Origin of the sequence: uncultured Allobaculum sp., from assembly GCF_948576815.1 — a bacterium.
Taxonomy (GTDB): Bacteria; Bacillota_I; Bacilli_A; order Erysipelotrichales; family Erysipelotrichaceae; genus Allobaculum; species Allobaculum fili.
Genome location: NZ_CAPAEZ010000087.1, coordinates 1 through 9,589 on the forward strand (window position 1 = coordinate 1; position 9,589 = coordinate 9,589).

The 9,589-nt window shown below is 51.0% G+C and carries 7 protein-coding genes and 1 other annotated feature; of the genes, 2 read left to right on the forward strand and 5 right to left on the reverse strand.

From position 1 onward, the window contains the following. Positions 1 to 228 precede the first annotated feature (228 nt). The 5 genes from ileS to raiA form a co-directional block, all read right to left on the reverse strand. Positions 229 to 2,970: an isoleucine--tRNA ligase gene (ileS, locus tag Q2J39_RS09810; RefSeq protein ID WP_288340448.1), complete on the reverse strand. Its 2,742-nt coding sequence runs from the start codon at positions 2,968 to 2,970 to the stop codon at positions 229 to 231. Positions 2,971 to 3,012: 42 nt separating this feature from the next. Beyond that, positions 3,013 to 3,225 (reverse strand) — a binding site (T-box leader). Between the two features lie 15 nt (positions 3,226 to 3,240). Continuing rightward, the gene (locus tag Q2J39_RS09815; RefSeq protein ID WP_288340451.1) at positions 3,241 to 4,011 is read right to left on the reverse strand and encodes a YlmH/Sll1252 family protein; all 771 of its coding nucleotides are present in this window, start codon (positions 4,009 to 4,011) and stop codon (positions 3,241 to 3,243) included. 2 nt (positions 4,012 to 4,013) lie between these two features. Next, entirely contained in the window at positions 4,014 to 4,457 is a 444-nt protein-coding gene (locus Q2J39_RS09820) for a cell division protein SepF (RefSeq protein WP_288340453.1), read from the reverse strand. A gap of 464 nt (positions 4,458 to 4,921) precedes the next feature. Continuing rightward, the gene (locus tag Q2J39_RS09825) at positions 4,922 to 6,055 is read right to left on the reverse strand and encodes a BspA family leucine-rich repeat surface protein (protein ID WP_288340457.1); all 1,134 of its coding nucleotides are present in this window, start codon (positions 6,053 to 6,055) and stop codon (positions 4,922 to 4,924) included. 326 nt (positions 6,056 to 6,381) lie between these two features. After that, a complete protein-coding gene (raiA, locus tag Q2J39_RS09830; RefSeq protein ID WP_230268401.1) occupies positions 6,382 to 6,918 on the reverse strand; it encodes a ribosome hibernation-promoting factor, HPF/YfiA family in 537 nt (178 codons plus the stop codon). A 492-nt stretch (positions 6,919 to 7,410) separates the two neighbouring features. Between raiA and aroF the strand changes: the two genes are divergently transcribed. Both aroF and Q2J39_RS09840 read left to right on the forward strand, forming a co-directional pair. Next, positions 7,411 to 8,424 (forward strand): 3-deoxy-7-phosphoheptulonate synthase, encoded by a 1,014-nt coding sequence (aroF, locus tag Q2J39_RS09835; protein ID WP_230268400.1) that lies wholly within the window; start codon positions 7,411 to 7,413, stop codon positions 8,422 to 8,424. Beyond that, positions 8,424 to 9,386 (forward strand): TIGR01212 family radical SAM protein, encoded by a 963-nt coding sequence (locus Q2J39_RS09840; RefSeq protein ID WP_288340460.1) that lies wholly within the window; start codon positions 8,424 to 8,426, stop codon positions 9,384 to 9,386. Before aroF ends, Q2J39_RS09840 begins: the two co-directional genes overlap by 1 nt. The last annotated feature ends 203 nt before the right edge of the window (positions 9,387 to 9,589 follow it).

Sequence of the window (9,589 nt, forward strand, 5' to 3'; positions counted from 1 at the left end):
AGCGTATCTAATATTCAGTCTCGCGTATACCCGTCGATTGTTTGACACTTACTTTGCGGACGGCCAGCTGCTTTTCAAAATTATTTCTGCCTCGTGCTGCGAAAACAAAAGAGACTGCTTCAATCGGCCGAAAAATCGGCTGACGAGGCAGTCTCAAAAATCTTTCTTTAGAAAGCAGGGATTTGTCCATGACCGTTTCGGATCCGGACAGAAACCGGAAATTTTCGTTTATTCTACGCCGAGAACTTCTGCGCAGCGGTCGCATACGCCGCCTTCATGATGGCTGTGCGTATAGTTGCGGCATCTTTCGCAAAGATGTCCGTCCGTATGTTTCACTTCGATCTCGCATACCGAATACGGCTTGAGCGATTCGTCCGTGAACTCAGCGGACTCGACCATCAGCCACTGAGCCGGATTGGAGATGTACTCCTCTACGATACTGCGCAGTTCATCATTGGCATGGATGCGCAGAACGGCTTCGTTGGATTTTTTCAGAACGCCGTCGGTCTTGGCTTCTTCAAGAGCCTTCAGTACGTCCTTGCGCAGCGCAAGCGCGGTTTCCATGTTCTTTTTCAGTTCTGTGGTGTCTTCGATCAGACCGGATTTAACAAACTCGGAAAGGTGGATGGATTCTTCATCGAACTTCATGAGGTCGTTGATCTCTTCGGCGGTGTGCGCCAGGATTGGAGCCCAAAGACGAGTCAGAATCGAAGCCGTGAGATACAGAACGGTCTGGATTTCGCGGCGGTCTCTCGAATCTTCTGCATCGCAATAGAGGATATCTTTCGCGTAGTCGAGGTAGTAGCTCGAGAGCTCGTTAGTCATCAGGATCACCATCAGGTTGACCGCATCTGAGAAACGGTATTCGTTGTACGCCTTGCGGACTTCATCAACCGTATCGTCGAGCAGAGCGAGGATGAACTTGTTCTGCGGCGAAAGCGTTTCAACATCGAGCAGATCGTCCTTGCCAAACGTATTGCCGTCCAGGTTGCCGACGAGGAAGCGGAAGGTGTTGCGGACTTTGCGGTACGTATCGGATACCTGTTTGAGGATATTGTCGCCTACTGAGCAGTCGGCCTGATAGTCCACCATGCACGCCCAAAGACGCAGCACGTCCGCACCGAACTTGTTGGTGATTTCCGCCGGAGCCATGGCGTTCCACAGGGATTTGGACATTTTGCGTCCCTGTTCGTCCATGATGAATCCGTGGGAAAGAACCTGTTTGTACGGAGCCTGTCCGTATACGGCGGTTCCAATGATCAGAGAAGAGTTGAACCAGCCGCGATACTGGTCGGAGCCTTCAAAGTACAGGTCTGCCGGATAGCCGAGGCCGCGTTTTTTCATCGCGCCCGTATGGGAGCTTCCGGAGTCAAACCATACGTCCATCGTATCGGTTTCCTTCGTGAAGAGACCGTTTGGCGAATGTTCGTTCGTATAGCCTTCCGGAACGAGATCCTTGGCGTCGCGTTCGAACCATACGTTGGATCCGTATTCGCCGATCAGCTTTGCTGCATAATCAAACAGAACCGGATCCATCAGCGGGGTGCCGTCTTCGCCATACAAAATTGGAATAGGTACGCCCCAGGCACGCTGACGCGAAATGCACCAGTCGGCACGGTCGGCGATCATGTTGTTCATGCGGTCTTCGCCCCATGCCGGTACCCAGGAAATGGAGTGGATCTGATCGAGGAGCTGATCACGGATTTTATCGATGGAAGCAAACCACTGTGTTGTCGCACGGAAGATGATCGGCTTTTTCGTACGCCAGTCGTGCGGATAGGAATGGACGATATCTTCACGGCTCAGCAGGGCACCTTTTTCGGTCAGCCAGTCGATGACGATCGGATTGGCTTCGTCTACGGTTTTGCCGGCCAGACGCGGTCCGCAGACATCCATCATGCGGCCCTGCGCGTCAACGTTTACGAAGACAGGCAGACCGTACTTGCGGCCGATCATGAAGTCGTCCATACCAAAGCCAGGCGCGGTATGAACCAGACCGGTACCGGAATCGTCAGTGACGTGTTCGCCGACCATAACGAGAGATTCCACTTCCGGATAAAGCGGATGAGTTGCGGTCATATATTCGAGATCCTTGCCAGGGATGATCTGGAGGACTTCGTAGTTTTCAATGCCAAAACGCTGCATCAGTTCTTCCACCATTGTGGAAAGCACGATCAGATTGCCCTGATCGGTTTTGACGCGGGCGTACTCAAAGCGGGGATGAACGGAAATACCGAGGTTGGACGGGATGGTCCATGGGGTGGTCGTCCAGATGACGAAATAGTCGTTTTCATCGAGGATGCTCTTGCCGTCCTTGACCTGGAATTTCACGTAGATCGTCGGCGAAGTTACATCCTTGTATTCGACTTCGGCTTCCGCGAGAGCGGTTTCGCTCGAAGGAGACCAGTAAACCGGTTTGAGGCCCTGATAGATCAGACCGTCTACCGCCATCTTTCCGAAAATACGGATCTGTTCTTCTTCAAAGTCCGGAGTCAGCGTGATGTAGGGATGATCGTAATCGCCGATCGATCCTAAAGCCAGGAAACCTTTTTTCTGACGTTCTACCTGCTTGAGCGCAAATTCACGGCAGATCTTGCGGAATTCCGGGATACCGATTTTCTTGCGGTCATAGCCAAGCTTGGTTACCGCGGTTTCGATAGGGAGACCGTGCGTATCCCATCCGGGGATGTAAGGAACCTGGTAGCCCTGCATGAATTTCGATTTGTTAATGACATCCTTGAGGACTTTATTCATCGCATGACCGATATGGATGTCCCCGTTGGCATACGGAGGACCGTCATGCAGTACAAAAGGCTCACAGCCTTCGCGTTTGGCGAGCATCTTTTCGTAAAGATGTTCATCCTGCCAGCGTTTCTGAAAAACCGGTTCTTTCCTGGGGAGGTTTCCTCTCATTTCGAACGTCGTTTTCATCATCTGGAGGGTCGATTTATAATCGTTCTTTTTCTCCATTCTCTTACGTCCTTTCTGCAGACACAAAAAAAGCCGCCCTTGTTTAAGGACGACAATGCGCGGTACCACCTTACTTCTTCAGGGCGTTTTCCCTGAAGCACTCGCAGATAACGGTCTGCTTCCGGAAAAGAGTACTCCATTCCCCTTTTCAGCTTCAAAGTGATACCCTGCAGATTTTTCATGCAGCCTTTTCACCAAACCGGCTGCTCTCTGCTTTCCAAATTCTGCAGGACGCGTCTTTGTCATTGCTTTTTCTGTTTACAAATTCATTTATTGATATTTCAGAATATTTACGATCAGTCTGCCTTTTCTGCTGACACCGTCGAGTTCGCCTATCATGAACTTTCCATGGCGGCGTACAGAGATGGTGTCATTATTGCACAGCACTTTCGCGGATTCAAGAATCGCATCATTGACTTTTACAAATCCCTGTGCAATCAGGCTTTTTGCGTCCGCTCTAGAGCAATGGGCAAGCGCTGACACAATGCAGTCGGCGCGCATGCTTGCCGTGTTGATCTTGAGATGCTCAAAGACCGGTTTGGGCATTTCCAGCGGATCGCATTCTTCAAATTCGACGGGGGTTCTTGCGATCAGACGAATTTCCTGATGAATGAATTCAGCCAGATCGCTCTTGCAGACCAGATAGAGCGCATCCGGGCTTGCGGCGATATCGCCGATGGACTCCCGCTTTAAGCCGGAGTGCATCAGGGCGCCGAGCACATCGGAATGCTTCAGCACTCTGGAAGAAGAGGCAGGCAGTTTTGCCTTCATTACGCAGCATTCCCCTGTTGGAATATACAGTCCGTCTTCTTCTGGATCGGGACGGTCAAAAGCCTCGTCGAGAATAAAGCGGCAGCGTACGGCGTCCGGATATCCGCCGTCAAAACGCCCGCCGGCTTTCGCGGCGATTCGGCCGATCTGCATTTTTTCAAAAGGGGTTAAAAAACCGGTCATGAACGGTTTTCCAAATCGTTCAAAACGGTCGATGCCGTTCTGTACCGATCGAAAAAACTGTTCATGACCGTTTGTGTTTTCCGCCATGATTACTGAGCAGATTCTTCTTCAGCTTCGTCGTTCAGGTTGATCGAGCCTGCTACGCCGATTTCTTTCGGATAGCAGAGAATTACATCCGGTCCGATATGCTTGAGCTCTCCGCCAAGGGCAAAGGCTACACCAGTCAGGAAGTCTTCCATGCGGCGAGCATATTCATCAGTCAGCTTGTGCAGGTTCACTACAACTGCGCGGCCTTCTTTCATGCGGTTGCCAGCCAGTTCCGATTCGTTCAGGCTTCTCGGCTCAAAAAGAACCATTTTTGTGTTGGCATCCAGATGCGGTGCGCCGTTGTCTTTCTTCACTTCGTACGCGTTGCCAGCAGAACGAGCTGTAGGTGCAGACTGTTCTGCTGTTTCTACGACTTCATCTTCTTCTACGTATTCTTCGTCGTCACCAGGTTCAACGAATGATTTAAAACGATCCATCAGTCCCATAAATAAACCTCCTCCAAACAATTTTTATCTTACCATACGACAGAAAGGTCAGAAACCAGGAAAACCCGTGGCCGCCTGTCCTTTCCGCAATGGAATCTGCGTGTAAGAAAGCCGATTTTTTTGAAAGTCAGGCCAGGAAATCGATCGGGGTTTGTCTATCGAATGGGTACAGGGCGATTTTTGCCGCTTGTGGTATTTTACTGACCAGACGGCGTGAATACAAGTGCGGCGATAGAATTCTGCAAAATTTATGGCGGCTTTTCCGGCGTCCTCAAAAGATCCGCACGCAATCTCCAATCGAACTTTACCTATGAGCAATTCGCAAGCGCTTTCCATATTCTGAAGCAGGGATTATGCGCAATGGTTTGCGTCGCTTTTCAGGTCAGAGCGCATAAAATTTCATGCTCATGCGCTCTAATGCAATCGGGTTTGAACGATTCAAAGAGGAGCGTGGAGCTGCCGTTCTAGAAGTCCTTGAAGGCGTCGCTCATCTGCTTTGTGCGTGTCAGCCAGCCAGTCTGGCCTTCCTCTAAAGCGGGCAGCTTGAGAAGGGCAAACGGGCCTTCGTTATTGAGATACCACTCGCCTTTCGGGAAGCGGGATCGAAACGCCTTCAGCGTGTTCTGCACCCCAGAGCCGAATCCGACAACAGAAAGCGCCTTGCAGCCGTCAAACATCTTCTGAATGAAACGGGCGTTCTGTGTCTGGAAATGCGTGATGTTCAGGCGCTGCAGCTGATAGGCATCGTTGAACATCTTGAAAAGGCTCAGGGCATTGGCGGTATCAAAGCTTTCCAGATTGAGCGACTGAATTGAGCTGCACTCGGAAAACATGAAGTCCATATTCGTCACATGCCGGGTATCGAAGCCGGAGAGATCCAGACTTTGCAGGGCGCGGTCGCCCGAGAACATAAATCCCATGTCCTCGCATTTCGACGTGTCAAAGTGAGATACATCCAGACCGCCCAGCCGGTGGCAGAACGCGAACATGCTTTCCATGTTTCGAACATTGGACGTATCGAAACCGGAAACGTCGAGGCTTTCGAGCAGGTAGCAGCTGGTAAACATGCCGGACATGTCTTCGACACTTCGCGTATCGAAGCTTTGTACGTTCAGTTCATGCAGGCTGTAACATCCGTTGAACATGTTGGCCATATCCCGCACGTTTCCGGTCTGAAAGCCGTCGATGTTCAGTTCGGTCATGCCGCTGCAGTCAAAGAAGAGCGAACGCATGCTGGTGACTTCGCTCGTGTCCCAGCCGGAGAGATCGATCGATTCAATTGAAGTGTAAATGCCGCGCTTGCTGACGGTGGCGCGTTCGGCACCGCCAAATGCATAGCTCAGATCACCGATTACCTTGAGAGGCGCGCTGCCGTCTACCCGGTCGATTTCCTTGCGCCAGGGATACCATGGCCAGCGATCGGACGTATCTTCGTCCTCATGTCTGGAAGGCGGAAGCTCGTCGGTGTTCATCGTGCCTTCGCCAATGACGAGAAGGCCGTCTTCATCAATTGTCCACTCGGCGCTGCCGAGTTTTCCCGAATGACAGATTCGGGGTTCTGTGTTTTCTAAATCCGATTTGCGAAAAGAAACAGGCATATACAATCTCCTTTCCAGGATCCTATCCAGAGAAAACCGCTTCTTTCGATTGGATCCTCTGTTTGTTTTCAGCGGGTTGAAAGCGCTTTCCTAAATTGTGCCATAAAAAGATGCTTTATAGTCCTGTGTTGAGAATTATCAATTGTTCTATGCAGCCTTTATACAGAAAAAGGAAGCTTTTCAGCTTCCCTTCTGTATTTTTCAGATCCTGTAGAATCGGGCGATCCCTGCTCTGCCTGATTTACTGGATTTTCCCGGTTCTCTTATGGCGGGCAGGCGGCATTCGTTCTGGCCTGAGGCTTTAGCGAATGCGTCCCGTTCTGGACTTATTCGGTTTCGATCAGACCGTAGCCGCCGTCTTTGCGGCAGTAGACTACAGCGGGTTTGCCGGTTTCATCATCGAGATAGATGAAGAAAGTGTGATCGAGCAGATCCATGCGGGTGATCGCTTCATCGAGCGAGAGCTGCTCGAGTTCGATGGATTTGGTCTTGACGACGATGTCTTCCGGATCTTCTTCACCTAGAATATCGAAGTCGAGGAAGGCTTCGTAGAGCGGCGATGCCTTGTCCTTGCGGCTTTCGAGACGCGTTTTCTGACGGCGAATCTGGTCTTTCAGTTTGTCTACGACTTTGTCGATCGCATTGTACATATCGACATCGACGGTTTCGGCACGCAGGATCGCGGCCTTCGTCGGGATGGTGACCTCGATTTTATTGTGGTTCGGATGGGAGGTCAGCAGAACTTTTGCGGTGTCGTCTTCCCCGATCAGGAAGTACTTCTCGAGACCTTTCAGTTTCTTGGTGATGCGGTCTTCGAGTGCCTGGGTAATGGAAATATTCTTTCCAACAATGTTGATTTTCATAAACTCACTCCTTGTCAGATGGATCGGGGCTGATCCTTGATTTCATGATAGGCATAAATCGTTTTGTCGTCAAAGCTATGACCAAAGTGGACATTTTACGGCCTTGTCAGGACGATTTCCTGTATTTTCCTTCCCAGAAAATCGATCGGTTTTCCTTTTTGTGTTTTTAAGTTTCATAACAATGAATATCGAGAATCTCGAATACGCAGGCGGTTTATGGCGGCAAAACCTCCTGTTTTCTTTCGAGTTATGAAATTTTCCGCTCGAATTTTTTGAACGAGTTTTCAAGGCGGTATGATAGTGCAGACTTACCCGATCGATCCGTTTTCGAAAAATCGGGCACCCGCTTTCCTTCCCGTTTTCCTGCTTTTCGTCCTGTATCGCTTCCAATTGCGATGCTCTCCCGGACAAAACCGGTAAAAGAGCGGATACTCTTTTGCGTAAGTCAGAGATCTTCTGATCTGTCGAGAGTTTAAAGGAGCTGTATTCACTATGATTATTACTTTAAAAAAGACGGCCCCAGAACAGGCTGTCAATGAGCTGATTGCGGATCTGGAAAGCCGCAATCTTTCCATCACCAAAATTGTCGGTGAAAACTACGACGTCTTCGGCCTGGTCGGCGATACCGCGTCCATTGATGAGCGGTCCCTGCTGGCCAATCCCATCGTCTTTAACGTGCAGCGCGTTGCCCAGCCGTACAAGCTGGCCAACCGCATGTTCCATCCGGAAGATACCGTCATCGATGTCAGCGGCATCAAAATCGGCGGACAGAAAATTGTCATGATCGCCGGCCCGTGCGCGGTTGAAGGCGACGGTGCCATTTGCGAGGCTGCCGGCAAAGTGCTGGAAGCCGGAGCGGATATGCTGCGCGGAGGCGCCTACAAGCCCAGAACGTCTCCCTATTCCTTCCAGGGTCTCGGCTCGGAAGGCATTCAGGATCTCGTTCATGCCAGAGAACTTACCGGACTGCCGATCGTAACCGAACTGATGAGCATCGACAAGCTCGATGAATTTGTTGAAAACGTGGACGTCATTCAGATTGGTGCACGCAACATGCAAAACTTTGATCTTCTGAAAGCCGTCGGCCGCACGAAAAAGCCGGTGCTGCTCAAGAGAGGTCTGGCCAATACGATTGAAGAGTGGATCATGGCCGCGGAATACATTATGTCCGAAGGCAATCCAAACGTAATTTTCTGCGAACGCGGCATCCGCACGTTTGAGAAATACACCCGCAATACCCTCGATCTGGCAGTCATTCCGATTTTGAAAGAACGGACTCATCTGCCGGTTATCATCGACCCGTCCCACGCCTCCGGCGACTGGAAGCTTGTCGAAGCGCAGGCGTTAGGCGCGATTGCAGCTGGCGCAGACGGTCTGATCATTGAAGTGCATCCCGATCCGGCGCACGCCTGGAGCGATGGCGCGCAGTCGCTGAAACCGGATAAATATGCGGAACTGGTCACTAAAGCGCGGGCGATTGCGAAAGTGGTTGGACGCACGCTCTAATGAACCAGATTCTGGACAACCCCTTTCCCTTTTCCGATACCAACAAGCGCTACCACACCTTCTCCTATGCGATGAAGAAACAGTATGGACGAAAAATTGCCAAAATCCCGCTCAATGCGGGATTTTCCTGTCCTAACCGGGATGGAACCAAAGGCGTGGGCGGCTGCGCCTTCTGCTCATCTGCCGGAAGCGGCGATACGATTCTGCAAAGCGGCCAGTCGCTCCAGACCCAGTACCAGGCAAATCTGAAACGGGCCCGCAAAAAATGGCCCGAGTGTCTTGGCATCGCCTACTTTCAGTCCTTTTCCAATACGTACGCCCCGCTTGAAACGCTGAAAAAGATTTATATTCCCTTCTTTGCCTCGGATGAAGTCTGCGCGATTTCCATCGCTACGCGAACCGACTGTTTTTGTGAAGAGACCGCTGCATGGCTGGAAGAAATGCAGGCGAAGTATCACAAGGAAGTCTGGGTCGAATTCGGCCTGCAGAGCATTCATCCTCAGACCGCAAAGGCCATGAATTTCTGCCATACGCCCGAAGATGCGAAAAACGCGATCGCGTTATGCCAAAGGCATCATCTGCGTTCTGTCCTGCATCTGATTAATGGACTGCCGGGCGAAACCCGAGAGATGATGCTCGAAACCGCCCGCTTTGCCAGTTCCCTTCAACCCGGCGCGCTCAAAATTCACATGCTTCATCTGCTGGACAATTCCCGTCTGGGCCAGAGCTGGCTGAACAAACCGTTTCCTCTTCTTGGCGCGCAGGAATATGTATCCATTGTCTGCGATCAGCTGGAAGTGATCGATGAACACATCATTATCGAACGCGTAACCGGCGACGGTCTGGCCAGCGATCTGCTTGCTCCCCTATGGACGCGAAAGAAGACGCAGACCGCCAACGATATCGATAAGGAACTCCTTCGCCGAAACAGCTGGCAGGGCGCAAAAAAGACCGTTTCCTGATCCGAAGTTTTTCTCTCTGGCTCTGTGACGAATTTTTCTGCTTTTATTGTGCGTTTCATTCCTCAGTATTTACCAAAACGAAAACTCGGGCCTTCTCTGGGAAGATCCGAGTTTTTTTGCGGTTGAAACCGACGGCCAAAAGGAAAAGACCGTAAGTGTCAAACAATCGACGGGTATACGCGAGACTGAATATTAGATACGCT

Coding starts and splice junctions, on each gene's coding strand:
- ileS (WP_288340448.1), bottom strand. CDS start 2,970: ATGGAGAAAAAGAACGATTATAAATCGACCCTCCAGATGATGAAAACG.
- Q2J39_RS09815 (WP_288340451.1), bottom strand. CDS start 4,011: ATGGCGGAAAACACAAACGGTCATGAACAGTTTTTTCGATCGGTACAG.
- Q2J39_RS09820 (WP_288340453.1), bottom strand. CDS start 4,457: ATGGGACTGATGGATCGTTTTAAATCATTCGTTGAACCTGGTGACGAC.
- Q2J39_RS09825 (WP_288340457.1), bottom strand. CDS start 6,055: ATGCCTGTTTCTTTTCGCAAATCGGATTTAGAAAACACAGAACCCCGA.
- raiA (WP_230268401.1), bottom strand. CDS start 6,918: ATGAAAATCAACATTGTTGGAAAGAATATTTCCATTACCCAGGCACTC.
- aroF (WP_230268400.1), top strand. CDS start 7,411: ATGATTATTACTTTAAAAAAGACGGCCCCAGAACAGGCTGTCAATGAG.
- Q2J39_RS09840 (WP_288340460.1), top strand. CDS start 8,424: ATGAACCAGATTCTGGACAACCCCTTTCCCTTTTCCGATACCAACAAG.